The 24,056-nt window shown below is 72.4% G+C and carries 24 protein-coding genes and 1 pseudogene; 20 read left to right on the top strand and 5 right to left on the bottom strand.

The features are described from left to right. Positions 1–67: 67 nt before the first annotated feature. The 3 genes from ACS3YM_RS11165 to ftsY all read left to right on the top strand — a co-directional run bounded on the left by ACS3YM_RS11165 (position 68) and on the right by ftsY (position 2,426). Positions 68–244, top strand: a complete 177-nt coding sequence (locus ACS3YM_RS11165; protein ID WP_439936513.1) for a hypothetical protein — start codon at positions 68–70, stop codon at positions 242–244. Between the two features lie 82 nt (positions 245–326). Further along, the gene (locus tag ACS3YM_RS11160; RefSeq protein WP_439936512.1) at positions 327–1,277 is read left to right on the top strand and encodes a class I SAM-dependent methyltransferase; all 951 of its coding nucleotides are present in this window, start codon (positions 327–329) and stop codon (positions 1,275–1,277) included. 12 nt (positions 1,278–1,289) lie between these two features. Then, a complete protein-coding gene (ftsY, locus tag ACS3YM_RS11155; RefSeq protein WP_439936511.1) occupies positions 1,290–2,426 on the top strand; it encodes a signal recognition particle-docking protein FtsY in 1,137 nt (378 codons plus the stop codon). A 125-nt stretch (positions 2,427–2,551) separates the two neighbouring features. On the opposite strand, the gene ACS3YM_RS11150 is transcribed toward ftsY, so the two are convergent. Beyond that, a complete protein-coding gene (locus ACS3YM_RS11150; protein WP_439936510.1) occupies positions 2,552–5,527 on the bottom strand; it encodes a glycosyltransferase family protein in 2,976 nt (991 codons plus the stop codon). Then, complete coding sequence (locus ACS3YM_RS11145; protein ID WP_439936509.1) at positions 5,517–6,461, bottom strand: rhamnan synthesis F family protein; 945 nt, start codon at positions 6,459–6,461, stop codon at positions 5,517–5,519. Before ACS3YM_RS11145 ends, ACS3YM_RS11150 begins: the two co-directional genes overlap by 11 nt. Before the next feature lie 224 nt (positions 6,462–6,685). On the opposite strand from ACS3YM_RS11145, the gene ACS3YM_RS11140 reads away from it, so the two are divergent. From ACS3YM_RS11140 to ACS3YM_RS11115, 6 genes are all read left to right on the top strand, one after another. After that, on the top strand, positions 6,686–8,002 hold the full coding sequence (locus ACS3YM_RS11140) for an ammonium transporter (RefSeq protein ID WP_439936508.1): 1,317 nt from the start codon (positions 6,686–6,688) through the stop codon (positions 8,000–8,002). Further along, entirely contained in the window at positions 7,999–8,337 is a 339-nt protein-coding gene (locus ACS3YM_RS11135; protein ID WP_439936507.1) for a P-II family nitrogen regulator, read from the top strand. Before ACS3YM_RS11140 ends, ACS3YM_RS11135 begins: the two co-directional genes overlap by 4 nt. Before the next feature lie 4 nt (positions 8,338–8,341). Continuing rightward, positions 8,342–10,564 carry a [protein-PII] uridylyltransferase gene (locus ACS3YM_RS11130; protein ID WP_439936506.1) on the top strand — a complete coding sequence of 741 codons (2,223 nt, stop codon included), beginning with the start codon at positions 8,342–8,344 and terminating at the stop codon, positions 10,562–10,564. 198 nt (positions 10,565–10,762) lie between these two features. Then, positions 10,763–12,352: a signal recognition particle protein gene (gene ffh, locus ACS3YM_RS11125; RefSeq protein ID WP_439936505.1), complete on the top strand. Its 1,590-nt coding sequence runs from the start codon at positions 10,763–10,765 to the stop codon at positions 12,350–12,352. A gap of 46 nt (positions 12,353–12,398) precedes the next feature. Beyond that, the gene (locus tag ACS3YM_RS11120) at positions 12,399–13,628 is read left to right on the top strand and encodes an aminopeptidase (protein ID WP_439936503.1); all 1,230 of its coding nucleotides are present in this window, start codon (positions 12,399–12,401) and stop codon (positions 13,626–13,628) included. A gap of 2 nt (positions 13,629–13,630) precedes the next feature. Next, positions 13,631–13,993 carry a hypothetical protein gene (locus ACS3YM_RS11115; RefSeq protein ID WP_439936502.1) on the top strand — a complete coding sequence of 121 codons (363 nt, stop codon included), beginning with the start codon at positions 13,631–13,633 and terminating at the stop codon, positions 13,991–13,993. A gap of 66 nt (positions 13,994–14,059) precedes the next feature. On the opposite strand, the gene ACS3YM_RS11110 is transcribed toward ACS3YM_RS11115, so the two are convergent. After that, positions 14,060–14,659, bottom strand: coding sequence for a hypothetical protein (locus ACS3YM_RS11110; protein WP_439936501.1), 600 nt, complete (start codon positions 14,657–14,659; stop codon positions 14,060–14,062). Positions 14,660–15,165: 506 nt separating this feature from the next. Here ACS3YM_RS11110 and ACS3YM_RS11105 point away from each other — a divergent pair. After that, positions 15,166–16,275: an amidohydrolase family protein gene (locus ACS3YM_RS11105; RefSeq protein ID WP_439936500.1), complete on the top strand. Its 1,110-nt coding sequence runs from the start codon at positions 15,166–15,168 to the stop codon at positions 16,273–16,275. A 28-nt stretch (positions 16,276–16,303) separates the two neighbouring features. On the opposite strand, the gene ACS3YM_RS11100 is transcribed toward ACS3YM_RS11105, so the two are convergent. Next, the gene (locus ACS3YM_RS11100) at positions 16,304–16,855 is read right to left on the bottom strand and encodes a hypothetical protein (protein WP_439936499.1); all 552 of its coding nucleotides are present in this window, start codon (positions 16,853–16,855) and stop codon (positions 16,304–16,306) included. A gap of 164 nt (positions 16,856–17,019) precedes the next feature. Beyond that, positions 17,020–17,901, bottom strand: coding sequence for a VanW family protein (locus ACS3YM_RS11095; protein WP_439936498.1), 882 nt, complete (start codon positions 17,899–17,901; stop codon positions 17,020–17,022). A gap of 83 nt (positions 17,902–17,984) precedes the next feature. On the opposite strand from ACS3YM_RS11095, the gene ACS3YM_RS11090 reads away from it, so the two are divergent. The 10 genes and pseudogenes from ACS3YM_RS11090 to rplS all read left to right on the top strand — a co-directional run bounded on the left by ACS3YM_RS11090 (position 17,985) and on the right by rplS (position 24,019). Then, on the top strand, positions 17,985–18,644 hold the full coding sequence (locus ACS3YM_RS11090; protein ID WP_439936497.1) for a GNAT family N-acetyltransferase: 660 nt from the start codon (positions 17,985–17,987) through the stop codon (positions 18,642–18,644). A gap of 72 nt (positions 18,645–18,716) precedes the next feature. Continuing rightward, positions 18,717–19,211 carry an RNA polymerase sigma factor gene (locus tag ACS3YM_RS11085; protein WP_439936496.1) on the top strand — a complete coding sequence of 165 codons (495 nt, stop codon included), beginning with the start codon at positions 18,717–18,719 and terminating at the stop codon, positions 19,209–19,211. After that, positions 19,198–19,827 carry a hypothetical protein gene (locus ACS3YM_RS11080; RefSeq protein WP_439936495.1) on the top strand — a complete coding sequence of 210 codons (630 nt, stop codon included), beginning with the start codon at positions 19,198–19,200 and terminating at the stop codon, positions 19,825–19,827. Before ACS3YM_RS11085 ends, ACS3YM_RS11080 begins: the two co-directional genes overlap by 14 nt. 62 nt (positions 19,828–19,889) lie before the next feature. Continuing rightward, complete coding sequence (locus ACS3YM_RS11075; protein ID WP_439936494.1) at positions 19,890–20,564, top strand: hypothetical protein; 675 nt, start codon at positions 19,890–19,892, stop codon at positions 20,562–20,564. 170 nt (positions 20,565–20,734) lie between these two features. Then, entirely contained in the window at positions 20,735–21,265 is a 531-nt protein-coding gene (gene rpsP / locus ACS3YM_RS11070) for a 30S ribosomal protein S16 (RefSeq protein WP_439936493.1), read from the top strand. Further along, positions 21,262–21,513, top strand: coding sequence for an RNA-binding protein (locus tag ACS3YM_RS11065; protein WP_439936492.1), 252 nt, complete (start codon positions 21,262–21,264; stop codon positions 21,511–21,513). Before rpsP ends, ACS3YM_RS11065 begins: the two co-directional genes overlap by 4 nt. A gap of 194 nt (positions 21,514–21,707) precedes the next feature. Next, positions 21,708–22,295: a ribosome maturation factor RimM gene (gene rimM / locus ACS3YM_RS11060; protein WP_439936491.1), complete on the top strand. Its 588-nt coding sequence runs from the start codon at positions 21,708–21,710 to the stop codon at positions 22,293–22,295. Then, positions 22,292–22,960 (top strand): annotated as a pseudogene (gene trmD / locus ACS3YM_RS11055) (tRNA (guanosine(37)-N1)-methyltransferase TrmD); the annotation flags it as partial. The gene rimM and the pseudogene trmD, both read left to right, overlap by 4 nt. A gap of 108 nt (positions 22,961–23,068) precedes the next feature. Then, positions 23,069–23,470, top strand: a complete 402-nt coding sequence (locus ACS3YM_RS11050; protein WP_439939874.1) for a GNAT family N-acetyltransferase — start codon at positions 23,069–23,071, stop codon at positions 23,468–23,470. A 198-nt stretch (positions 23,471–23,668) separates the two neighbouring features. Continuing rightward, complete coding sequence (gene rplS, locus ACS3YM_RS11045; protein ID WP_439936490.1) at positions 23,669–24,019, top strand: 50S ribosomal protein L19; 351 nt, start codon at positions 23,669–23,671, stop codon at positions 24,017–24,019. Positions 24,020–24,056 lie beyond the last annotated feature (37 nt).

Here is a 24,056-nt window from a genome sequence, read left to right as displayed (position 1 = left end):
TGTGCGTCGGCCGCCCCGGGCGTGCCATGGTGGACGGACTGCTCGACCACCTCGGGAGGAAACCCCCATGCTCGCGATCATCCTCATGATGACCCTCGGCGTTCTCGTCGCCGGCGCCGTGGCGGTCTACGTCGCCTACCCCCACCGCGGTGAGGAGATGCCTGTCGTGCCGCAGCTCGGCGACGCCATGCGCAAGGGCGTCGACGCCCTCCCGACGCTCGAGGACTCCGAGTCGCGCGTCTGACCCCCTGCTGAGGTCCCACTGACCCGGGACGTCACGGCGCGGCGCCCCACGGACGGCCGGCGGCGCGCCTACCGTGCGAAGCGTGACCGTCCTCCGGCAGGACCACCCGAAGGCCCGTTCCCAGGACCACCCCAAGGCTCGCCCCAAGGCTCACTGCGCGGCCTGCGGGGCGACCGTGATCCGTCCGTTCCGCCCGGGACCGGACGGCCGCCCGGGCGCGACGTGCCCGCGGTGCGGCAGCCTCGAGCGGCACCGGTTCCTCTCACTGCTGCTCGGCGCGCTCGCCCCTGAGCTCACCGACCTCGACACCGTGGTCGAGATCGCGCCGTCGCGGCAGTCCAAGGCGCTGCTCGACCGGGTCCCCGCCCGCCGGCGGATCAGCCTCGACGCGGGCTACGACGCCCGGGACGTGGACGTCCTCGCGAGCCTGACCGACCTGCCGCTGCGTGACGCGTCGGTCGACCTGCTGGTCTGCTACCACGTCCTCGAGCACGTGCCCGACGACTGTGCGGCGATGCGCGAGATCGCTCGCGTGCTCAGTCCGCGCGGCATCGCCCTCCTGGAGGTGCCGATCCGGACCGGCGTCGCGACCGAGGAGGACCCGTCGGCCTCGCCGGAGGAGTGCGCACGCCGCTTCGGCCAGCGCGACCACGTGCGGTGGTACGGCGACGACTTCGACACCCGGCTCGCAGCGGCCGGCCTGGCCTCCGTGCGGGTCACGCCCCCGGCGCTCGTCGGCGACGCGGCGGTGGCGTGGTTCCGGTTGATGCCCCACGAGGTGGTGTGGGTCGTGCACCCCGGCCACCAGGCTTCTCCTCCGATGCTCGCCGGGGGTGACAGGTCCGGGCTCGCCGCAGCCTTCGACGCGCTGCTCGCCGACCTCACGCGGACGCAGCAGTGCCTCGCCCGGGCGCGCGAGCGGGCTGATCGGCTGGCCGCCCAACGCGACGCGTTGCGCTCGCAGCTGGCTGAGCTGCCCGCCGGGAGAGCGGGCAGCGTGCTCACCCGGCTTCGCCGTGTGGGGCGCCTCTGATTGGATTGCGCCATGGGTGACTGGCTGTATCTGATCATCGGCATCGCGGTCGTCGGCGTGCTCACGCTCGCCGGGCTGCTGACCTCGGGACGACGCCGTGGCGCGACGCCCCCGCAGGGAGGCACGGACGTCCTCGTCCCGCCGCCCACGGAGACCGAGGTCGCCACCGAGGCGCCGCCGGAGCCCGCGGTCGAGCCGGGGACGGCCACCGCACCGGCGCTCGAGAAGCCGGAGAGCACGGCGTCGCGGCTCGTGCGGCTGCGCACCCGCCTCTCCCGCTCGCAGGGCGGCCTCGGCAAGGGCCTGCTCGCCCTCCTCAGCCGCGACCGGCTCGACGAGGACACCTGGGAGGCGATCGAGGACACCCTCCTGACCGCCGACATCGGTGTCGCGCCGACGCAGGCGCTGGTGGAGAAGCTGCGCACCCGCCTGCGGGTCGAGGGCGGCCAGGCCGTCGACACGCGCGCCGTGCTGCGCGAGGAGCTGATCGAGCTCGTCGGCACCGACATGGACCGTCGCCTGCAGGTCACCGGCACCGACGGCAACCCCGGCGTGGTCCTGGTCGTCGGCGTCAACGGCGCCGGCAAGACCACCACCGTCGGCAAGATCGCCCGCATCCTCGTGGCCGAGGACCTCTCGGTGACGCTCGGCGCGGCCGACACGTTCCGCGCCGCGGCCGTCGACCAGCTCGCCACCTGGGGCGCGCGCGTCGGCGTCGAGGTCGTCCGCGGGCCCGAGGGCGGCGACCCCGCCAGCGTGGCCTTCGAGGCGGTCAAGCACGGCGTCGACAACGACATCGACACCGTGCTCGTCGACACCGCCGGTCGCCTGCAGAACAAGGCCGGCCTGATGGACGAGCTCGGCAAGGTCAAGCGCGTCATCGAGAAGCAGGCGCCGGTCACCGAGGTGCTGCTCGTCCTCGACGCCACCACCGGGCAGAACGGCCTCATCCAGGCCCGCGTCTTCAGCGAGATCGTCGACCTCACCGGCATCGTGCTGACCAAGCTCGACGGCTCCGCCAAGGGCGGCATCGTGGTGCAGGTCCAGCGCGAGCTCGGCGTGCCGGTCAAGCTGGTCGGCCTCGGCGAGGGCCCCGACGACATGGCCCCCTTCGACGCCGCAGCCTTCGTCGACGCCCTCCTCGGCTGACGAGCGGGCGCCCGTCAGTGATCCCCGGTCAGCCGGGGATCACTGAAGATGTCAGGCCTTGCACGCGCTGACATGTCCAGCGAGAGCCTGACAGGTCGAGGTCGCGCCACGAGCCGGGGCACGCCTCAGCGGCGGGCGACGATCCGGCGCACGGCGTCGTCGATGAGCGTCTCGGCGCGCTTGTCGAAGCTGTGCTCGGCGATGATCCGGGTCGCGATCTCGCGGCGCGTGGCGTTGTCGGGGAAGGCCTCGTAGGGCGGCTTCACCAGGCGCGCGAGCTCGTGCTCGTTGTCGAAGGGCAGGACCAGGCCGGAGAACGTCTCCTCCAGCCCGTCGATGCGGTCGCTGAGGATCCGGGCGCCGCAGGCGGCGGCGTCGAAGAGCCGGTTGGAGGCGAAGCTGTCGCGGCGCATGTCGAGGTGGTGGTCGTTGAGCACCACGCCGGCCGAGGCGTACAGCGCCCCGACCTCCTCGTTGGCCACGCCGCCGGAGGCGATCTGGTCGCGCTCGACGAACTCGGTCCAGTCGTTGCCGTGCAGGGTGAGGTCGGCGCCGATGGCGAGCGCGCTGCGTACGGCGTAGCGGTAGATGCCTCGGGAGTTGCCGACGAACAGCAGGGCGGGCCCCGTGTCGGGCTCGGCGCGGTCGGGGTGGAACCAGCGGGTGTCGGTGCACTGGAGCAGCGGCTCGATCGGGGTGCCCCACTCGCGGCTCATCCGCGCCGACCAGCTGGTGCTGGCGGCGTAGACGAGGTCGAAGCCGGCCACCTCCTCGCGCACGATCATGTCCGGGTGGCTGATGATCCACTCGACGTTGAGCAGGCCGGGTCGGGGCGCCACGCGGTCGAGGCCGCGCAGCACGAGCAGTACGTCGTCGTGGTCGCGGGAGTCGCGCTCGCGCGCGTCGCGACGGTCGATCGCGACGTGCTGGCCGCGGCGCTCGAGCGCGTCGGCCAGCGACCGCGCGAAGTAGGTGTCGCCCCAACGGTCGCCGCGGGAGGCGGCGGGGGCGGCGATGTCGACCGCCCAGCGCAGCCGCGGCGGTGACTCGTGGATCCCCAGCACCGGCCGCACGACCAGCTCAGGGACCAGCACCGACGGGGCGGTGCGGTCCTCGGGGTCGGCCGTGACGCGACGGTTGCGCTGGTCGGTCACCTCGAGGCCCGCCCGGAGCAGCAGGTCGGCCGCCTGGTCGGGCGGCGGGGTGGCCGCCGTCGACCGCAGCGACGACATCGCGCCGATCAGCTCCTCCGGCGAGGCGTAGGGGGTGCGCGAGGTGATCACCGCGTCCGGCACGACCACCGACCCGCCCCACCCGGCCGCGCGGGCGCGCAGGCCGAGGTCGGTCTCGGCGAGGACGGAGTGGAACTGCGCGCCCAGCCCGCGCAGCGCCACGGCCGCCTCGGTGCGCAGGGCCACCATCGGCGCGGCAGGTGCGGCGACCTCGCACTCGCCGATCCGGACGGCGTCGCTGGTCGGGAGGCCCGCGAGGAACAGCTCGGGGTGCGGGTTGTGCCCGCTGAAGCGTGCCCCCGCGCTCAGGATGACCCCGTCGAGGTCGACGACGAGCGGCTGGGCCACCGCCACCCCCGGCCGGTGCACGACCTCGGCCAGCCGTGCTTCGATCGGCTGCCGCGGCGGCATCGCCTCCGGGCGTACGAGCACCACCGTGCTGCCGGCCGCCTGGGCGATGCCGACGTTGGTGGCGGCCGAGGTGGAGACGGCCGCAGGCACGGAGACGAAGCGGGCGCCGGAGATGATCGCCGCGATCGAGGCCGCCAGCACGTGGTGGGCCCGGCGCAAGCGGACCCCGACCAGGACCAGCTCGGCGCCGTCGCGCGGCACGGCGCCGAGCCACTCGACGGTGCGCCGGGGCTCGGGCCCCAGCGGCAGGACGTGGCTGACGAGGTCGTCGGCGGTCTCCCGGGCGGCGGCCGCGTCCCAGTCGACGAGCTGGCGCTCGAGCACGACGGAGTCCCAGTCGTCGCCGTAGCCGGTGCTGGCTGAGTCGGGACGCCGGAGCACGGGTACGTCGACCGCGACCGGATCGTGGTCGCGCGTGAGGCGCAGCAGCAGGTCACGCTCGACCGACCCGCCGAGCGTCTCGTCGAAGCCGCCCACGTCCTTGATGGCGGCACGGCGCAGCAGCGCGGTCGCGAGGTCGACCGGCCGTCCGGCCAGCAGCTCGGCCCGGTCCCGGCCGACCGCGCCGACGCCGGCGAGGACCGCGGCGCTGCCCGACTCGTGGGCGTGGGCGACGAGCGAGCCCAGCATGTCCGGCAGCCACTGCCGGCCCAGGGGCAGGAAGCCGACGTGCTCGGCCGTGCCGTGCTCGAGCGCGACGTTGAGCGCGTGCGCGTGTCCGCAACGGGACTCGCGGACGAGGGTGATGCGGTCGTCGAAGGCGGCCATGCCCTGCAGCACGGCGGCGGTGTCGTCGAGGGAACCCCGGTCGACGGCGACCAGGTGCCAGTCGGTGAAGGTCTGCGCCTGGAGCGAGGCGACGGTCTCGCGCACCAGGGGGCCGGCGTCCTGCGCGGCCATCACGACCGTGACGACGGGGGAGGCGCCGAGGCTCCTCGGCAGCGCCGGGGTGGGGCCTGCGAGCTCGGGACGCTCCAGCACGACCTCCGCGCGCCACGCGGCGGCGGCCTCGATGGCGGCCGCTCGGTAGGTGCCCCAGGAGACCTTCCTGGGCAGGATGCGGGTCGGCAGCGCGGTGCTCGGGCCGGAGACCGAGAGCCAGTAGGACAGGGCACCGAAGGGGTGGTGGCGGGCCTCGGGGTGGGCAGCCAGGACGACCCGTGGGTCGACGAGCGGGTGCGGGGAGATCCGGTTGCGCCGGCGCCGCTCCGAGACGTACCAGAGGACCGGGTGCTGGCCGGCACGCTGCCACGAGCGGCGCCGCCCGATCCACTGGGCCTCGAACAACGGGTGCGGGGAGACGTCCCCGGCCTGGACGGCGGCCCGCGCCGCGTCCTGGTCGGAGTCGAAGGAGGTGCCGAGCTGGGCGGCGACGTAGTCGGCGTCGACGAGCCCGGCCTCGACCAGGACCTCCTCGGCGTCGTCGAGCCTCACCTGCTGGCGACGCTCACCGCGCATCGGAGTACCTCACCCGGGGAAACAGGGGCTCCAGCGCGAGCGGGGTCGGCAGCAGCCGTTCGGTGTCACGCACGGGGTAGTACTGGGCGGTCTCCTCGAGGAACTCGCGGACCCCGGCGAAGCGCTGGGGGAACCGGCGCTCGCACAGCTCCAGCAGGCGCTTGGCGTCGAGGTTGTAGGGGTCGTAGCGCAGGGTGTCGATCTTGACGTAGGGCAGCCGCGCGTTGTCGAGCACGCGGTCGGCCAGGCTCCGGGCGGGGTTCCACGGCTCGTTGGCCCGCTCGCGCCACTCCCGGATCTCCGCACGGGTGCGCGGGAAGTGCGATCGGTGGGCGGCCCACCAGCGCATCCGCTCACGGGCGATGCGCTGGTCCTCCGGGGTCTCCACGAAGTAGGTGTCGGAGCAGAAGCCGGCCTCGTAGAGCCGCCGGGACATGCCGACCTCGTAGCGCCGGATCACCTGCCGCCGCTTGGAGATGGGCTCCATCTCCTCCCAGAAGGTGGTGAAGGCGCGCGAGGCGACCACCCACGGGCGGAAGGCGATGAAGAACGACTGGATGTGCGGCGCGACGCGCTCGGCCTTGGTCAGCCCCCAGAAGTCGCAGGGCCGGGTGGCCATCTCGTCGAAGACCGGGTCGTAGGTGTCGAGCGCGAAGACGTAGGTGTCGTTGCAGACCACCACCTCGTCGTACGCCGTGAGGTCGCCCGCGGAGTCCAGCCCGACCTTGTAGCTGAAGAAGTCGTAGCCGTAGTTGGCCCGCTCGACGACGACCGCGCGGTCGGACAGCCACGCGCGCGCCGAGTCCTGCAGGTGGGCGGTCGTGCAGACCACCAGCTTGTCGACCGAGGCGGCCAGCGCCTCGACCTGGCCACGCACGTGCGGTCGCAGCTCCCCGGCGACGTCGAAGTGCGCCATCACGGCCAGTCTGGACACGGCCGAACCCTAACAAGGCGAGGTTCTCGCCCCCTCAGTTCACACACCTGTAACACGACGCCCGATTCCGTTGCCTGCCCGCAACATGGGTCGCGCGCCGGTGAAACGTCCTCCGCACAGGCTTCCGGACAACGCGTGGACCCCGTCGCGACACCGTCGTCGCCGACCGGCTCCCCACACCCCGTACGTTTCCTGGAGGTCCTGTGGACGGCTATTACGCCTTCATGCTGGTGGCGACTGCCTTCGTCCTGATGATGACGGTGCCCGCGCTGGCCCTGTTCTACGGCGGCATGTCGCGATCGAAGTCCGTGCTCAACATGATGATGATGTCGTTCATCGCCGCTGCCATCGTCGGCATCCTGTACGTCGCCGTCGGGTGGTCGATGGGCTTCGGCGGCGAGGGCACCTTCTTCGCCAACCCGTTCGAGCTGCTGTGGCTCGACGGCGTCACCACCGACAACTACATCTACGTGATGTTCCAGATGACCTTCGCGATCATCACCGCCGCCCTGATCAGCGGCGCGGTCGCGGACCGGCTCAAGTTCTCCGCGTGGGTGGTCTTCCTCCCGCTGTGGGCGCTCATCGTCTACTTCCCGATGGCCCACATGGTGTTCAGCTGCACCGACGACTCGCTCATCTGCGGCCGCATCGGCGCGCAGGACTACGCCGGCGGCACGGCGGTCCACATCAACGCCGGTGTCGCGGCCCTCGTCCTGGTGCTGCTGCTCGGCAAGCGCATCGGCTGGCCCCGTGAGCAGATGCGTCCGCACAACCTGACGCTGACCATGCTCGGCGCCGGCATGCTGTGGCTCGGCTGGTACGGGTTCAACGTCGGCTCGATCGTCTTCGGCACCACCTTCGACGAGGACCCCGACGCGTTCCTCGCGCAGTTCTACTCCGAGACCGGTCGCACCTTCGCCAACACCACGCTCGCCACGTTCGCCGCGATCCTCGGCTGGCTCCTGATCGAGCGCCTCCTGCACGGCAAGGCCACCTCGCTCGGTGCCGCCTCCGGCATCGTGGCCGGCCTCGTCGCCATCACCCCGGCGGCCGGTGCCGTCGACGTGGGCGGCGCCGTGGCCATCGGCGCCGTCGCCGGCGCGGTCTGTGCCTGGGCGGTCGGCCTGAAGTACAAGCTGGGCTACGACGACTCGCTCGACGTGGTCGGCGTGCACCTGGTCGGTGGCATCGTGGGCACCGTGCTGATCGGCGTCTTCTCCACCTCCGACGGCGCCGGTGGCGTCGACGGCCTCCTCTACGGCGGCGGGTTCGGCTCGCTCGGCGACCAGACCCTCGGGGTCCTCGTCGCGGTCGTCTACTCGGGCGTGCTGACCACGGTCATCGCCCTCGGCATCAAGTTCACGATCGGGCTCCGCCTCGACGAGGAGGACGAGGTCAACGGCATCGACCTGGTCGCCCACGGGGAGTCGGCGTACGACCTGCACAGCGGCACCAGCGGCGGCTCCTCGAGCGTCCTCGCCACGGCGACCGCCAAGCCCGCCACCACCACCTCCACCACCAACGAGGGAGCACACGCATGAAGCTCGTGACCGCGGTCATCAAGCCGCACAAGTGGGAGGACGTCCGCGAGGCGCTCGAGACCTTCGGTGTCGCCGGAATGACGGTCTCCGAGGTCAGCGGCTACGGCCGCCAGAAGGGCCACACCGAGGTCTACCGCGGCGCGGAGTACGACATCGCGCTCGTGCCCAAGATCCGCATCGAGATCGTCATCGACGACGCCGACGCCGACGACGTCGTGGGGATCATCGTCAAGACCGCGCAGACCGGTCGCATCGGTGACGGCAAGGTCTGGGTCAGCCCGGTCGAGACCGTCGTCCGGGTCCGCACCGGCGAGCAGGACGCTTCGGCGCTCTGATCACGTGAGCGCAGCAGGACGACAGACCAGGGCCACCTCGGCCGACGAGCTCTGCAGGGAGGCGTACGCCGCCTCCGCGGGGCCCGCCACCGGGGTGGCCCTGGTCGCCGTCGGGGGATACGGGCGCGGAGAGCTCGCCCCGCACTCGGACCTCGACGTGGTGCTCGTCCACGACGACGACGTCGACCTGGGCGAGCTCGGCGCCACCCTCTGGTACCCGCTGTGGGACTCCGGCCGCCGGCTCGACCACTCGGTCCGCTCGATGAGCGAGGTCCTCGAGGCGGCCGGCGACCTGCGGGTCGCGCTCGGGCTGCTCGACGCCCGCCACCTGGCCGGCGACCCGGGCCTGAGCCTCCGGCTGCGCACCACGATGCTCGCCGACTGGCGCCGCCAGGCCCGGACCCGGCTGCCGGAGCTCAAGGCGATGACCCTCAAGCGCCACGACGTGACCGGCGAGCTCGCCCACGTCGCCGTGCCCGACGTCAAGGAGGCCCAGGGCGGCCTGCGCGACGCGGGCGTGCTCAAGGCGATCGAGGCCAGCTGGCTCGTCGACGCCTCGACGCCCGCCCTGGAGGCGGCGCGCCAGATGCTGCTCGACGTCCGCGACGAGGTCCAGGACCTCGCCGGGCGTCCCGGCGACCGGATCGGCCCCGAGATGTGGGCCCCGCTCGCCGAGCGGCTCGACCTCGCCGATGCCGAGGCGGCGCAGCGGCACGTGCGCTCCCTGGGGCGGCGGATCGCCCACCTCTCCCGCCTGGCCTGGCGCCGTACGGACGCAGTGACGGCCCGGTCGACGGGGGAGAAGGGTCGCCGGACCCCCGCCCTCGAGCGCGTGGCGCCAGGCATCGCGCTCTCGCGCGGCGAGGTCGTGCTCGACGCCGGCACCCGTCCGGCGGACGACCCCACCCTGCTCCTGCGCGCCGCGGCCGAGGCGGCGAGCCGGGACGCCGTGCTGGCCCCCACCACCGCGGCCCGCCTGGTCCGCGAGGGGGCCGAGCTCCCCGTGCCCTGGCCAGCCGCGGCACGCGACGCCCTGGTGCGGCTCCTGGCCAGCGGGCCGGGGCTGCTCCCGGTCTGGGAGACCCTCGACGAGATCGAGGGGATCGCCACGTTCCTCCCCGAGTGGGAGCAGATCAGGCTGCTGCCGCACGCCTCGGCCATCCACCGCTTCACCGTCGACCGCCACGTGGTCGAGACGTGCGCGGCCGCCGGCGCGCTGATCCGCAGCGTGCGTCGCCCCGACCTGCTGCTCGTGGCCGCGTTGCTCCACGACATCGGCAAGGGCTCGCTGCACGACCACTCGGTCGCCGGCGAGCCGCTGGCCCGCAAGATCGTCGCCCGGATGGGCTTCACCGACCTCGACGCCGAGGTCGTCGCCTCCCTCGTCCGGTGGCACCTGCTGCTCGCCAACCTCGCCACCACCCGTGACCCCGATGACCCCGCCACCACGGCCGAGCTGCTCACGCACGTGCCCGACGCGGCCAGCCTGGAGCTGCTCCGGGCGCTCACCGAGGCCGACGCCCGGGCGACCTCGCCCGCTGCGTGGACCACCTGGCGCGCCTCGCTCATCGACCGGCTCGTCGCCCGCGCCGGCACCGCGCTGGGAGCGGAGATCGTCCACGTGGCGCCCGCGGAGCCGCTGCCCGTGCCCGACGTCGTACGCCGCGAGCCGGGGGCGGTCTCCGTGCAGGTCGCGCCCCACGCGACTGGCGCCACCGTCACCGTGGTCGCGGCCGACCGGGTCGGGCTGCTCGCCGACGTGGCAGGTGGCCTCGCCGCGCTGCGGGTGCCGGTGCAGGCGGCCCGGGCCTGGTCGCAGGTCGACGACGACGGGGAGTGGGGCGTGAGCGCGTGGGAGGTGCCTGACGCCTACCTAGACGCCGCCGTCGTGCGCGAGCGGATCCGCCGGGTGGTGGAGGGCACCCAGCGCCTCCCCGACCTGCCGGCCCGTCCCGACGGTGAGCTGCCACCGATCGTGGAGGTCCGCCCCGACGCCTCCCGCGCCTCGCTCGTGCTGGAGATCCGCACCTCCGACCGACCCGGGGTGGTCCACCGGGTGCTCACCACGCTCGCCGGGCTCGGGCTCACCGTCGCCTCGGCGCACGTCTCCACGCTCGGCCCGCAGGCCGTCGACGTGTTCTACGTCCAGGAGGTCGGCGGGGTGCGCCCCACCGAGGAGCGCGCGGCGGCCGCCGCCCACGCGGTCCGCACCGCCCTGGGCGGCTGATATCCCCACTCGAGCGGCCATATGTCCGCTCGAGTCGCGGAATACCGCCGCCCCGGCGACCACATCGGTCGCCCAGTGGGGCTCGAGGCGGCCCGAGGCGGCCCGAGCGCCGATCATGTACGACCTCGGTCCGCCGGATACGCTTGCCCGTCGTACCACTCCTGACTTCAGCCATCGATGCGAGGGACTGACCCAACCGTGTTCGCCACACTCTCCGACCGCCTTGCCGACACCTTCAAGAACCTGCGGGGCAAGGGCCGGCTCTCCGAGGCCGACATCGACGCCACCGCGCGCGAGATCCGGATCGCGCTGCTCGAGGCCGACGTCGCGCTGCCCGTGGTCAAGGAGTTCGTCGGCGCGGTGAAGGAGCGCGCGCGCTCCGAGGAGGTCAGCGGGGCCCTCAACCCGGCCCAGCAGATCATCAAGATCGTCCACGAGGAGCTCGTGGCCATCCTCGGTGGCGAGACCCGGCGCCTGCGCTACGCCAAGTCCGGGCCGACCGTGATCATGCTCGCCGGCCTCCAGGGTGCCGGCAAGACGACCCTGGCGGCCAAGCTCGCGCTCTGGCTCAAGGAGCAGGACAAGACCCCGATGCTCGTCGCCGCGGACCTACAGCGCCCCAACGCGGTCCAGCAGCTCCAGGTCAACGGTGAGCGCGTCGGCGTGCCGGTCTTCGCGCCGGAGCCGGGCAACGTCCAAGGCGTCGAGCACGGCGGCAATCCCGTCGACGTCGCCCGTGCCTCGATCGAGGAGGCCAGGCGCAAGCTGCACGACGTCGTCATCATCGACACGGCCGGTCGCCTCGGCGTCGACGCCGAGCTGATGAAGCAGGCCGCCGACATCCGCGACGCGGTGCAGCCCGACGAGGTGCTGTTCGTCGTCGACGCGATGATCGGCCAGGACGCGGTGACCACCGCGCAGGCCTTCCTCGACGGCGTCGGCTACGACGGGGTGGTGCTGACCAAGCTCGACGGCGACGCGCGCGGTGGTGCCGCCCTGTCGATCCGCTCGATCACCGGCAAGCCGGTCATGTTCGCCTCCAGCGGCGAGAAGATGACCGACTTCGACCTCTTCCACCCCGACCGGATGGCCTCGCGCATCCTCGACATGGGCGACATGCTCACCCTGATCGAGCAGGCCGAGAAGGCCTTCGACTCCGAGCAGTCGATGAAGGCCGCGGAGAAGCTCGCGACCAAGGGCGGCTTCACGCTGGAGGACTTCCTCCAGCAGATGATGCAGATCCGCAAGCTCGGCTCGATGACCAAGATCATGGGGATGCTGCCGGGCATGGGGCAGTTCCGCGACCAGCTGGAGAACTTCGACGAGCGCGAGATCGACCGCATCCAGGCGATCATCCAGTCGATGACGCCCGCCGAGCGTGACAACCCGAAGATCATCGACGGCTCGCGCCGTGCCCGCATCGCCAAGGGCTCGGGGCGCCAGGTGTCCGACGTCAACCAGCTCGTCGACCGCTTCTTCGAGGCGCGCAAGATGATGGAGCAGATGGCGCGCGGCGGCGGGATGCCCGGGATGCCGGGCATGCCGGGGATGCCGGGCATGGGTGGCGGCAAGCGTGCCGGCGCCAAGCAGCAGGCCAAGAAGGGCAAGGGCAAGCGCGTCTCGGGCAACCCCGCCAAGGCGGCGCAGCAGAAGGCGGCCGCGGAGAAGGCTGCCGCCGCGGAGAAGGCCGGCAACCCGTTCGGCAACCCCGACGGTGCCGAGGTCGACTACGAGAAGGCGGCCGAGCAGCTCAACCTCCCGAAGGACTTCTCCCAGTTCCTCAAGTAGGCCCGGGCTGGTTGAGTGGGGTCATGTCCGACCTGGGGGAGGAAGCATGACCGAGCCGTTCGACCTGCTGCTGGAGAAGTACGCCGCACTGGTGGTGCGGGTGGGCGTCAACGTCCAGCCCGGCCAGGAGGTCGTCATCAACGCCCTGCCCGAGCAGGCCGACGCCGCGCGGGCGCTGGCCACGGAGGCCTACCGCGTCGGAGCCTCGCGCGTCAGCATCCAGTACGACGACCCGCACCTGCAGCGGGCAGCCGTCGAGCACGCCCCCGAGGAGCTGCTCGGCGTCACCCAGGACCACCACCTCGCGCAGGTGCGCGCCTGGGGCGACAGCAAGCCGGCCCTGATCAGCCTCACCGGCAACCCGCACCCGACCCTCATGGAGGGACTCGACCCCACGCGCCTGGCGAAGTCGACCCCGATCGACCTGATCCAGCAGGTCATGCCGCTGATCACGACCAACAAGCTCGCCTGGACCGTCGTCGGCGCCCCCACGAAGGGCTGGGCCGACAGCGTGGGCGTCGCCGACGTGGTCCGGCTCTGGGACGCCGTCGCGACTGCGATGCGCCTCGACCAGGCCGACCCGGTGGCGGCGTGGCAGGCGCACGTGACCAAGCTCCGTGCCCGGGCGGCGATCCTCAACGGCCACCGCTTCGACCGGATCCGCTACCGCGGGCCCGGGACCGACCTCACCCTCGGCATGGCGCCCGGCTCGATGTGGGTGGGGGGCTCGCTCGAGAACGAGGACGGCGTCGAGTTCGTGCCCAACATGCCGACCGAGGAGGTCTTCATCTCCCCGGACTGGCGGCGCGCCGAGGGCCACGTGCGGACGTCCGCGCCGTTCTTCCTGGCCACGATGGGCGCTCTCGTGGAGGACCTGGTCCTGGAGATCAGTGACGGCACCATCACCGGCGCCACCGCCGCGCGCGGCGAGGAGGCGGTCCGGGCGCAGTTCGAGCTGATCCCGCGCTCGCGGCACCTCGGCGAGGTGGCGATCGTCGACTCCGACTCGGCAGTCGCGCGCACCGGGCTGGTCTACAAGGACATGCTCTTCGACGAGAACGTCGGCTCGCACGTCGCGTGGGGGATGGGCTACACCAGTGCCATGGACGGCACCTTGGGCCTCACGCCCGAGCAGCGGGTCGCCGAGGGGCTCAACCAGTCCGACACCCACGTCGACATCGTCATCGGCAGCCCCGAGGTGCAGATCGACGGGATCCACGCCGACGGGTCGGTCGTGCCCGTCACGCGCGGCGACGTGTTCGTCCTGGAGGACTGAGGGTGACCTCGGTCCTCGTGGTCGACGGCGCCAACGTGGTCGGCTCCGTGCCGGACGGCTGGTGGAAGGACCGGGCGGGGGCGGCGCGCCGCCTGCACGAGCGTCTGCTCGTCGCCGACACGTCGTACGACGCGGTCGTGCTGGTGCTCGAGGGGCAGGCCAAGGGCGGCGTCCGCGCCGGGCGGGACGCACACGTGACGACGGTGCACGCGAAGCGCGACGGCGACGCCGAGATCAGGGAACAGGCCCGGCTGGCCGCGGAGACGGGTGCACGCGTGGTCGTCGTCACCGCCGACCGGGCGCTGGCCGCCAACGTCTCGCCCGCCCAGGTCGTCAGCCCGTCGTGGCTGCTCGACCGGCTCTGAGCCGGCCGGACAGCACGGTGGCGCCACCCCGAGGGTGGCGCCACCGAATCAGGTGGTGCGGCCCTGTCAGAGACCCAGGTTGAGAGCAGCCAGGATCTGGTTGAGCAGGGTGCTCAGCTGGCCCAGCAGGCCGGCCAGCGGGGTGCCGTCGAGCAGCCCGGCGACCGCGCAGAGCAGGTTGCCGAGCAGCTGGCCGGCGCCGGCGACGGCGACGACGTCGAGCACGACGCGCTGCAGGTGGACCTCGAGGCCGAGGACGTTGAGGTCCAGCGGGCCGAGCACCAGGTTGAGGATGTCGCAGGCAGCGGCTCGAGCGCTGGTCCGGGCGTCGGTGGCGGACTGGCCGTTGATCTTCTTCACCGGCATCTTCTTGATCCCGGAGAACTTGGTGACCGTGCCGTCGTCGTGGTGGATCTTGCCCTGCAGGAAGCCCTTGGCCCAGAGCACGCCGTCACGCTCCACGAAGCGCGTGGGGGTGAAGGCGCCGGTGACCTTGTCGCCCTCCGAGGTCTTCCCGACGACGGTGCTCTTCATCTTGCCCTGGTCGGACTTGCCCACGACGGTCCTCGACGAGGTGGGAGCCGACGCCGCCGATGCTGCTCCGGCTCCCACGGAGGCGAGCCCGACGGCCATGACGAGGGCGAGGACGCCGGTGCTGAGCGCCATGGACAAACGGCTGGTGGAGCGACCCGGGACCCGCGCGTGCGAGCGGCCTCCGGGCGTTGATGTGCTGACAGTCATGTTGTGTCCCCTCCAAGAGATGCCCGTCGCCGCACAGCGGGTGGCCGTGCCGTCCGTTGGTGCGAACCCTCCCCGGTTCCGGGGCGCTCGCCCCGGGCATCTGTTCGAAGTTAAGTGGTCTGGACCACTTCACCCACACCCGTGAGGGGGTGACCTCGGCACGGATCGTCGCGTCAGGGGCGCGAGCGGTGCAGGACCGGGTGTGACGCGGCCCGGGGACCGACCGCGCCACACCTCGGCCGGTCTCAGGGCAGCGGCATCTCGACGAGGGTCCCGACCGAACGCGGACGACGACGATGCATGGGGTGCCTGACTCTGGGGGGATGGGGCGGCCGCACCGAGGACGGGGCCGTATCCGGGTGTTGTCCACGCTCGCACTGCAGGGGCGGCCTGTCGTCCACCACGGTGGGGATATCTGTAACGTCGCGCGCATGACAGCCCAGCGCTTCCGCGGCCCGGTCCTGCCCGACGGCGAGCCACGCGACCTCTACGTCGTGGACGGCCGGCTCACCTTCGAGCCGCAGGCGGGCGCCGACACGATCGCGGAGGGTTGGATCGTCCCGGGCCTCGTCGACGCCCACTGCCACCTCGGGCTCGACGACTCCGGTGCGGTGGACGACGCTGCGACCGAGCAGCAGGCGATCGACGACCGCGACGGGGGAGCGTTGCTCATCCGCGACGCCGGCTCGGCGGCCGACACCCGCTGGATCCACGACCGCGACGACCTGCCCCGGCTGATCCGCTGCGGACGCCACATCGCCGCGACCAAGCGCTACATCCGCGGCTACGCCCACGAGGTCGAGCCGGCCGACCTGGCGACGTACGCCGCCCAGGAGGCGCGCAACGGCGACGGGTGGATCAAGCTCGTCGGCGACTGGATCTCGCGTGACGAGGGGGACCTGGCGCCGTCGTTCCCGGCCGAGGCGTTCGCCGCCGCGATCGAGGCGGCGCACACCAACGGCGCGAAGGTCACCGCCCACTGCTTCGGCCACGGCGTGCTGCCCGGCCTCATCGAGGCGGGCATCGACTGCATCGAGCACGGCACCGGACTGACCGAGGACCTGATCGACTCGATGGTCGCCCACGGCACCCGGCTGGTGCCCACCGTCATGCAGCTCGACAAGTTCCCCGAGCACGCCGCCGCGGGTCAGGAGAGGTTCCCCGCCTACGCCGCGACCATGACCGACCTCTACGCCCGGATGCCCGCCACGATCATGGCCGCCTACGAGGCCGGCGTGCCGATCTACGCCGGCTCCGACGGAGGCGGGATCAGCCGGCACGGCAACATCGCCGGGGAGGTCGCGGCCCTCGCGCGCATCGGCATCCCTGCCCACGACGCGCTCGGCGCCGCGAGCTGGCGCGCACGCGAGTGGCTCGGCGTCGACGGACTGGTCGAGGGAGCCTCGGCGGACTTCGTGGTCTACGACCGCAACCCGGTCGAGGACCTGTCGGTGCTGCGTACGCCGTCGTGCATCGTGTTGCGCGGCGCCCTGGTCGGCGACCGTGCTGACGCGACGAGGGGCGGCCACCCGGCAGGGTGACCGCCCCTCGCAGGACGACGTCGCGCCGTCAGGCGGTCTCGGCGTCGAGCTCGGCCTGAGCGGCCTTCACGTGGTCACGGGCGGCACGGATGTCCGCCTTGGTGCTGGTGGCGGTGATGTCCAGGGCGGCCGTCTCGGCAGCGGCGAGGTGCCCGGCGGCCTCGGCGTCGGCGGCTGCCGGCTCCTCGAGGCGCTCGGCCTTCGACAGGATGTTGACCACGATCCGGAAGTTCTCCACGCGGAAGGAGCGCAGCTCCTTGCGAGCAGCCCGGGTGTCGACCGTGCTGTCGGCGGCCTCGACCGAGGTCCGGACGTCGCCGAGCCAGGCGCGAGCCCCGTCGAGGTTCGAGACGAGCGCGGCCTCGGTGTCGTCCGCCAGGCGGGTGACGGCGGCGCTGGTGGACAGGCGAGCCAGGCGCGCGTCCTTGCCGGCGATGTCCTTGAGCAGCTGCTTGGTCTGCGCCTCGGCCGGCTTGGCCGGCTTGTCGGGCTGCGCGGCCTGGGCCGTGGCGAACGCGGACGGGGCCGCCAGGGCGGCGGTTGCCACGAGGCCGGCGGTGAGACGGGTGGTGCGCTTCATCCGAGAGTGCTCCTCTGCGTGGGGGATGGAGACTGAGCCTCCGACCCTGCCGGACCGCAGTGGTCCAGACAACTCCACGAACGGGCATTCCGCATGGTCACTTCGGGCCATGCGGGCCGGGCGTGACGTGTCCGCCGGAGGCAGGCTTGCCCCGAGCCTGCGTCTCAGGGGACGTCGATGACCTCCACCTCGGGGCCGGGCTCGTAGACCACCAGCGCGCAGTTGGTCTTGACCAGCTCCTCGCCGACCTTCTCGCCGCTCACGCGGTCGATGACCCGCCGCCAGATCTGGTTGCGGCGGTAGACCCGGCCGTCCTGGCGCAGGAACTGCTCGCCCCTCGCCTCCACCTGGTAGGAGTGCTCGGGTCGGACGTCGGTGCGCAGCTGGCCGTGCAGGTAGCGCTCGCCGACCCGGGTCCGCAGCTGGAACGCGTGGTCGGTGTCGTTGCGCACGACGAGGTCGACGTAGTTGTAGACGATCGAGCAACCCACCCCCCACGGCAGCACGCGCCCGCGGTCCGGGAACGGGTCGAAGGAGTGCTCGGACCGCTCGACGACGGTGAGGGGCGAGTGCAGCACCATCCAGTGCACCAGGTTGGCCAGCTGGCAGATGCCGCCGCCGACGCCCGCCTCCGCGGTGCCGTTGGAGAGCCTCATGCCGTCGACGTAGCCCTTGCGCCTCGTGCAGCTGCCCACCACGCGGTTGAACGAGAAGGTCTCACCGGGCGCGATCACCATGCCGTCCACCCGCGAGGCGGCCAGCCGCAGGTTGGTGACCTTGTTGTGCTGCAGCCGCATCTGGTCGGGGTCGAGCTCGCGCAGCAGCAGCGACCCGTGCTGCTTGAGCCGTACCGGCAGGTCGCTCGCGTCCAGCCGGGTGGCCCACACGACCCGCCCCGACCACGCGTCGCGCGCCCACTGCGTACGACGTCGCGCGCGGTGCGCGGCCATCGCGGCGGGGAGCAGCCACGGGTGGCGCTGGGTCAGGCGCGGGGGAGCGGTGAGTCGTGCCGGGAGCTCCAGCGGCTCGACATCGGGCATGGCCATACCGGGGAGACTCCCACCGCGGCCGCCCGGTTGCGCGCGAAATGGATTTGTCGCGCAGTGGTGCAGGCCGGTGGGATGGCCCCATGACCACCCTCGTCGACCTCTTCCCGCCGTTGGGCCTGCGCGTCGTCGCCGGCCCGCTCGAGCTGCGCGGGCTCACCGACGCGCTCCTCGTCGAGCTGTGCGACGTCGCCGAGGCGGGCATCCACGACCCCGACCGGATGCCGTTCTACTTCCCCTGGTCCACCGCGCCGGCCGGACAGCTCTCCCGCAACACCGCGGCCTACCACTGGGCCAAGCGGTCGTCGTTCTCGCCGGACGACTTCGGCCTCGAGCTGGCGGTGCTGCTCGACGGGCGGGTGATCGGCGCGCAGGGCGTCTCGGCGAAGAGCTTCCCGGTCACGCGGACCGGGGAGACCGGGTCCTGGCTCGGCCGCGAGTTCCAGGGCCGCGGGCTCGGCACCGTGATGCGCCGCGCCATGTGCGCGCTGCTGTTCGACCACCTCGGCTTCGAGGAGATCACCTCGGCGGCCTTCCTCGACAACCCGGCGTCCCTCGGCGTCTCGCGCAAGGTCGGCTACCAGCCCACCGGCGTCCGGCGCCTCGAGCGACGCGACGGCGAGCTCGCGCTCAACCAGGGCCTGGTCCTCACGCCCGAGACGTTCGTCCGCGGCGACGTCAGGATCGAGGTCACCGGCGCGGAGGCCGTCCGTTCGTTCATCGGCCTCGACGCAGCCGGCTGACGCGCGAGAAACTTCTCCCGACGGGTCAACCGCGCGGGCGCCTCGTGGCTGTCACCTGTCGTGGAGGTGTCGGTGCGAGCACTGGAGCAGCAGGAGTACGACTGGTACTTCCGCGCCTGCTTCGCGCCCGTGTCGCGCACGGTGTTCCTCATCGTGCACGACCGGATGCTCGCCGAGGACATCACGCAGGAGGCGCTCTACCGGATGCTGCGGCACTGGCGGAAGGTGTCGACCTACGAGCGTCCCGAGGCCTGGGTGCGTCGCGTGGCGATCCGGATGGCGGTCCGTGAGGTGCAGCGCGCGGCCGCCCGCCCGGCCAAGGAGCGGCTCGCGCAACCAGTGCCGCACGAGGTGCTCCCCGACCCCGACCTCGCCCGCGCCGTCGCCGAGCTCGCTCCCATGCAGCGGGCCGCGGTGGTGCTCTTCTACTGGGAGGACCGCTCGGTGCACGAGATCGCCGAGCTGCTCCAGGTCTCCGACTCGACCGTCAAGCAGCACCTGCACAGGGCGCGGCACCGGCTCGCGGCGCTGCTCGGCGAGGAGGAGGTCGGCGATGTCCGTCGATGACCGCCTGCGCGCCGGCCTGGCCGCCAACGCGGGCTCCGTCCACCCTGCGGGGGAGGCCCGCCTCGACGCCGTACGACGTCGGCACCGGCGTCGTCGCGCGCTGGTCGCCGGTGGGGTGGCGGTCGCCGTGCTGGTCGTGGGGGGCGGTGCAGTGCTCGGCTGGCTGCAGACCGGTCAGGGGGACGGGGGGAGCCGCGGGGACGTGGCCGTCGAGCCGACGTCGACGGTCACGTCCCACGCGGTGATCCCACCCTCCAACTGGCGCAAGGTGGTCACCCGCGAGCAGCTCGTGGCCGCGGGCGCGGACCGGGCCTTCCTGGCTGAGAACATCGGGTCCGCCCAGCGGCTGCCGGTCCTCCTCGCCCTGTCCGGCGACGTGTTCAGCCAGTCGGGTCGCTACGCCGGCGGCTGGAGCGGCGGCGACGCCGGCACGGTGTCGTACGACGACCTGGGCAGGCTCGTGCTGACCAGCAGCAGCCCCGGGTGCACCGGGTGCGTCTTCACCCTGCACTGGCGGATCGAGGCAGGGAAGCTGCACCTCAGCGACGCCACCGGCGCGCTCGACCCGATCGACCGGCTGTTCTACCTCGGGACGTGGAGATCCGCCGACGGGTGACGTCAACCGGCGGCGGTGCTCATGACTGTGACAGGGCGTCCACCCCCACGAAGGGAACAGCCATGAAGCGTCGCACTCCCGCTGTCCGCGCGGCCGCGCTCGCCGTCCTCGTCCTCGCCGCCGCCGCCCACCCGGGGGCCGTCGCGCAGGCCGATCCGCCCGAGGAGGTCGACCAGTCCCTCCTCGTCCCCACCACGCTCGACTCGGCCTTCGCGCCGTTCACGTGCCGGCTCCGGCCGACCGGCCCGGTCTGCACCGGCGAGCGCCACCTCGACACGGGCTGGGTCGCGGTCCCGGACTTCCCGTGCGACGTGACGTTGCACAACAGGTTCGTCTCGGACCGCTGGTCGACCCGCTACTACGACCACGACTACCTCAACTACGACCGGAGCGTGCGCTCGCACGACGTCGACCACTTCAGCACCACACCCGGTGGCCCGGCGACGGCGACGATCACCAGCCACACGCGCTTCTTCGAGCCGTTCGCCGTGCCGGGCGACGACACGACCCGCACGATCGTGACCACCGGCACGATCTGGGACGTCCGTGGCGTCGGTGGCGCCTCGCTGTTCCGGACTGTGGGAACGCTGGTCGAGCCACCCGGGGAGGTCGGCACCTTCACCGGGCACGTCACCCGCGACGGCGTCACCACGCGCTACGAGGACGCGCCGCTCGACGAGGCGAGCCCCGAGGGCGAGCTCTTCGGGGCCGTGTGCCGGGCCGCGACGGGAGGCTGACCCACCGGATTGGTCGTGCGCGGCACACGTCTGGCAGAATCCCTGCTCGTGTCCTGCGCGCCCGGACCCTCTCATCCGAGCGACGCAGCGCCCTTCGAGTGACCGGACCCGGTGGCCCCACCTGGCGAGGGTCTCTCACCCACGACAATTTCTGAGGAGACACCACAAACGTGGCCGTCAAGATTCGCTTGAAGCGCCTGGGCAAGATCCGGGTGCCGCAGTACCGCATCGTCGTCGTCGACTCCCGCAAGAAGCGCGACGGCAAGGTCCTCGAGGAGATCGGCAAGTACCACCCGAAGGAGGAGCCGTCGCTCATCGACGTCGTCTCCGACCGGGCCCAGTACTGGCTCGGCGTGGGCGCCCAGCCCTCCGAGGCCGTCGAGGCCATCCTCAAGGTCACCGGTGACTGGCAGAAGTTCAAGGGCCTGCCGGGCGCCGAGGGCACCCTCAAGGTGAAGGAGCCCAAGCGCTCCAAGCTCGACATCTTCAACGAGGCCCTCAAGGAGGCCGCCGCCGAGCCCAAGGGCGCCGCGACGACCACCAAGAAGAAGGCCGAGAAGGTCGAGAAGACCGAGGAGCCCGCCGCCGCAGCCGAGGCTCCGGCCGAGGTTCCCGCCTCGGAGACGCCCGAGGGCGCCGCCGACGCCGCGGAGGCCACCGAGACGGTGACCGCTGAGGACGCCGGCAAGAGCGAGGCGTGAGCGACGTGCTGGCCGAGGCTCTCGAGCACCTGGTGCGTGGCATCGTCGACCACCCCGACGACGTCACCGTCCGCGACAAGCAGCTGCGTCGTGGCTCGATCCTCGAGGTCCGGGTGCACCCCGACGACCTCGGCAAGGTGATCGGCCGCAACGGCCGCACCGCGACGGCCTTCCGCACCGTCGTCTCGGCCCTCGCGGGCCGCGGCGGTGCACGGGTCGACTTCGTCGACACCGACCGTCGTCGCTGACACGTACAGCCTGACGAGACGGGCGTCACCCCACTGGGGTGGCGCCCGTCTCGCATTTCCGAAGCCGACCGGCCGGGACGTCGGCTTCCCCGGGTACCCGGGGAAGCTCGAGCCTCCAGTGCGAAGTTTCGGGGGTGAGGCTCCAGTTTCCCCGGGTACCCGGGGATCGCGACCAGGGCGATAACCTCGGCCCCGTGAGCGAGGACATCGAGGTCGTGGTCGGGCGGATCGGCAAGCCCCACGGCATCCGCGGCGAGGTCACCCTCGACGTACGCACCGACGAGCCCGAGCGGCGCTTCGCCCCCGGTACGACGCTGCGCGCGGAGGCACCCGCGGGGGCCGATCGCCGCCCGGCGAGCCTGACGGTGGCGCGGGCGCGCTGGCACCAGAGCACCCTGCTCGTCACCTTCGAGGAGATCGCCGACCGCAACGCCGCCGAGGCCGCGCGCGGCACCGTGCTGCACGCCACGATCGCCCACGACGAAGTGCCCGAGGACCCCGAGGAGTACTACGACCACCAGCTCGTCGGGCTCGCTGTGGTCGACCTCGACGGCACACCGCTGGGCGAGGTGAAGGCCGTCGTGCACGGCTCCGCGCAGGACCTGCTGACCGTGCGCACGCCCGACGGCCGCGACACCCTCGTGCCGTTCGTCGCGGCGCTCGTCCCCGAGGTGGACCTCGACGCCGGTCGCGTCGTCGTCGCCGACCGGCCGGGCCTCGTCTCGCCGTTCCCCGAGGACGCCGAGGACGCCGAGGACGCCGAGGACGCGGACCAGCCGTGAGGATCGACGTCGTCACGATCTTCCCCGACTACCTCGCGCCCCTGGAGCTGAGCCTGCCCGGCAAGGCCCGCGAGAAGGGTCTGCTCGACGTCGCCGTCCACGACCTGCGCCAGTGGACGACCGACCGCCACCACACCGTCGACGACACCCCCTACGGCGGCGGCGCCGGGATGGTCATGAAGCCCGAGCCGTGGGGGCAGGCGCTCGACGCCGTCGCGCGCGGGGCGACCATCATCTTCACCACGCCGAGCGGCCAGCCCTTCACGCAGCAGGTCGCACAGGAGCTGAGCGGGCACGAGCACCTGGTGTTCGCGTGCGGTCGCTACGAGGGCATCGACCAGCGCGTGATCGAGCACGCCGCCACCGTCGGCACGGTGCGTGAGATCTCCCTCGGCGACTACGTCCTCAACGGCGGCGAGGTCGCCGCCCTGGCGATCACCGAGGCGGTGGTCCGCCTGCTCCCGGGGTTCATGGGCAACGCGGAGTCGCTGGTCGAGGAGTCGCACGCCGACGGCCTGCTCGAGTACCCCGTCTACACCAAGCCCGCCTCCTGGCAGGGGCGCGACGTACCCGACGTGCTGCTGTCCGGCGACCACGCACGCATCGCGGCATGGCGGCGCGAGCAGGCGCGGCGCCGGACCGCGGAGCGCCGGCCCGACCTGTTGCCGGCGACCGGTGTCGTGTCCGGGCTCGGCGACCTCGACGTACGCCCTGCCGTGCTCGCCGACGCGGGTGAGCTCTACACGCTCCAGCGCGCCTGCTGGCTCCAGGAGATGGAGGCCAACCCCGGCGTGGAGATCCCAGCGCTGCGCGAGTCGCTCGACGACGTACGCCGCGGGCTCGGGGAGTGGACGGTGCGGGTCGTCCGCGAGCCGTCCACGGGCCGACTGGTCGGGGCGGTCCGCGGCCGGCTGGACCGGCACGGCGAGTGGGACATCGGCCGGATCATGGTCGCCCCCGACCTGCAGGGTCGCGGTCTCGGACGGGCCCTGCTCGAGCTCGTGGAGGCCCTGGCGCCGGCGGAAGTCACGACGTACGTCCTCTTCACGGGGGCGGGCTCGGCCGACAACCTGCGGATGTACAAGAAGGCCGGCTTCCGGCTGCGTCCGGACCGGAAGGCGCCGCCGGGCGCCGTCGTGCTCACGAAGCGGGCGGACCGGCGGATTTCACGCTGAGTGCCCGCTCTGGCAGACTTCTGCACTGGTCCGCTCGAGGCCAGGGTCGCCCGGACGCATCGCACAGGTGCACCGCCCCGGGGTCCCGCCGCACCGCACCTGCCACAGGGGGCGCACCGGCCGGCCAGCTCGGGCACCAACCGACACCCATCACCACCTTCATCCGCGGTTGACCTGTGGCACTCGCGAGGAGCAGTCATGACCAACGTCATCGCCGATCTCGGCAACACCCTCAAGCGTGACGACGTCCCGGACTTCCGCGCCGGCGACACCGTCAAGGTCCACGTGAAGGTCATCGAGGGCAGCCGCTCGCGTGTCCAGGTCTTCCAGGGCGTCGTGATCCGCGTCCACGGCTCCGGCATCGGCCGCACCTTCACCGTCCGCAAGGTCTCCTTCGGCGTCGGCGTCGAGCGCACCTTCCCGCTGAACTCCCCGATCTTCGAGCAGATCGAGGTCGTCACCCGCGGCGACGTGCGTCGCGCCAAGCTCTACTACCTGCGCAACCTGCGCGGCAAGGCTGCCAAGATCAAGGAGCGCCGCGAGGCGTGATCCACCGGACCCGCGCCGCGAGGCGTGAGTTCGACCA

The organism is Nocardioides sp. N13(2025), assembly GCF_051912545.1.
In the GTDB taxonomy this organism is placed as follows: Bacteria; Actinomycetota; Actinomycetes; order Propionibacteriales; family Nocardioidaceae; genus Nocardioides.
This window is presented reverse-complemented; position numbering and strand designations above follow the sequence as displayed.

What these genes read in the sequence shown, in the direction of transcription:
- ACS3YM_RS11165 (WP_439936513.1), top strand. Translation starts at nt 68, where the DNA reads ATGCTCGCGATCATCCTCATGATGACCCTCGGCGTTCTCGTCGCCGGC.
- ftsY (WP_439936511.1), top strand. Translation starts at nt 1,290, where the DNA reads ATGGGTGACTGGCTGTATCTGATCATCGGCATCGCGGTCGTCGGCGTG.
- ACS3YM_RS11150 (WP_439936510.1), bottom strand. Translation starts at nt 5,527, where the DNA reads ATGCGCGGTGAGCGTCGCCAGCAGGTGAGGCTCGACGACGCCGAGGAG.
- ACS3YM_RS11140 (WP_439936508.1), top strand. Translation starts at nt 6,686, where the DNA reads ATGCTGGTGGCGACTGCCTTCGTCCTGATGATGACGGTGCCCGCGCTG.
- ACS3YM_RS11135 (WP_439936507.1), top strand. Translation starts at nt 7,999, where the DNA reads ATGAAGCTCGTGACCGCGGTCATCAAGCCGCACAAGTGGGAGGACGTC.
- ACS3YM_RS11120 (WP_439936503.1), top strand. Translation starts at nt 12,399, where the DNA reads ATGACCGAGCCGTTCGACCTGCTGCTGGAGAAGTACGCCGCACTGGTG.
- ACS3YM_RS11110 (WP_439936501.1), bottom strand. Translation starts at nt 14,659, where the DNA reads ATGGCGCTCAGCACCGGCGTCCTCGCCCTCGTCATGGCCGTCGGGCTC.
- ACS3YM_RS11105 (WP_439936500.1), top strand. Translation starts at nt 15,166, where the DNA reads ATGACAGCCCAGCGCTTCCGCGGCCCGGTCCTGCCCGACGGCGAGCCA.
- ACS3YM_RS11100 (WP_439936499.1), bottom strand. Translation starts at nt 16,855, where the DNA reads ATGAAGCGCACCACCCGTCTCACCGCCGGCCTCGTGGCAACCGCCGCC.
- ACS3YM_RS11095 (WP_439936498.1), bottom strand. Translation starts at nt 17,901, where the DNA reads ATGGCCATGCCCGATGTCGAGCCGCTGGAGCTCCCGGCACGACTCACC.
- ACS3YM_RS11090 (WP_439936497.1), top strand. Translation starts at nt 17,985, where the DNA reads ATGACCACCCTCGTCGACCTCTTCCCGCCGTTGGGCCTGCGCGTCGTC.
- ACS3YM_RS11080 (WP_439936495.1), top strand. Translation starts at nt 19,198, where the DNA reads ATGTCCGTCGATGACCGCCTGCGCGCCGGCCTGGCCGCCAACGCGGGC.
- ACS3YM_RS11075 (WP_439936494.1), top strand. Translation starts at nt 19,890, where the DNA reads ATGAAGCGTCGCACTCCCGCTGTCCGCGCGGCCGCGCTCGCCGTCCTC.
- ACS3YM_RS11050 (WP_439939874.1), top strand. Translation starts at nt 23,069, where the DNA reads ATGGAGGCCAACCCCGGCGTGGAGATCCCAGCGCTGCGCGAGTCGCTC.
- rplS (WP_439936490.1), top strand. Translation starts at nt 23,669, where the DNA reads ATGACCAACGTCATCGCCGATCTCGGCAACACCCTCAAGCGTGACGAC.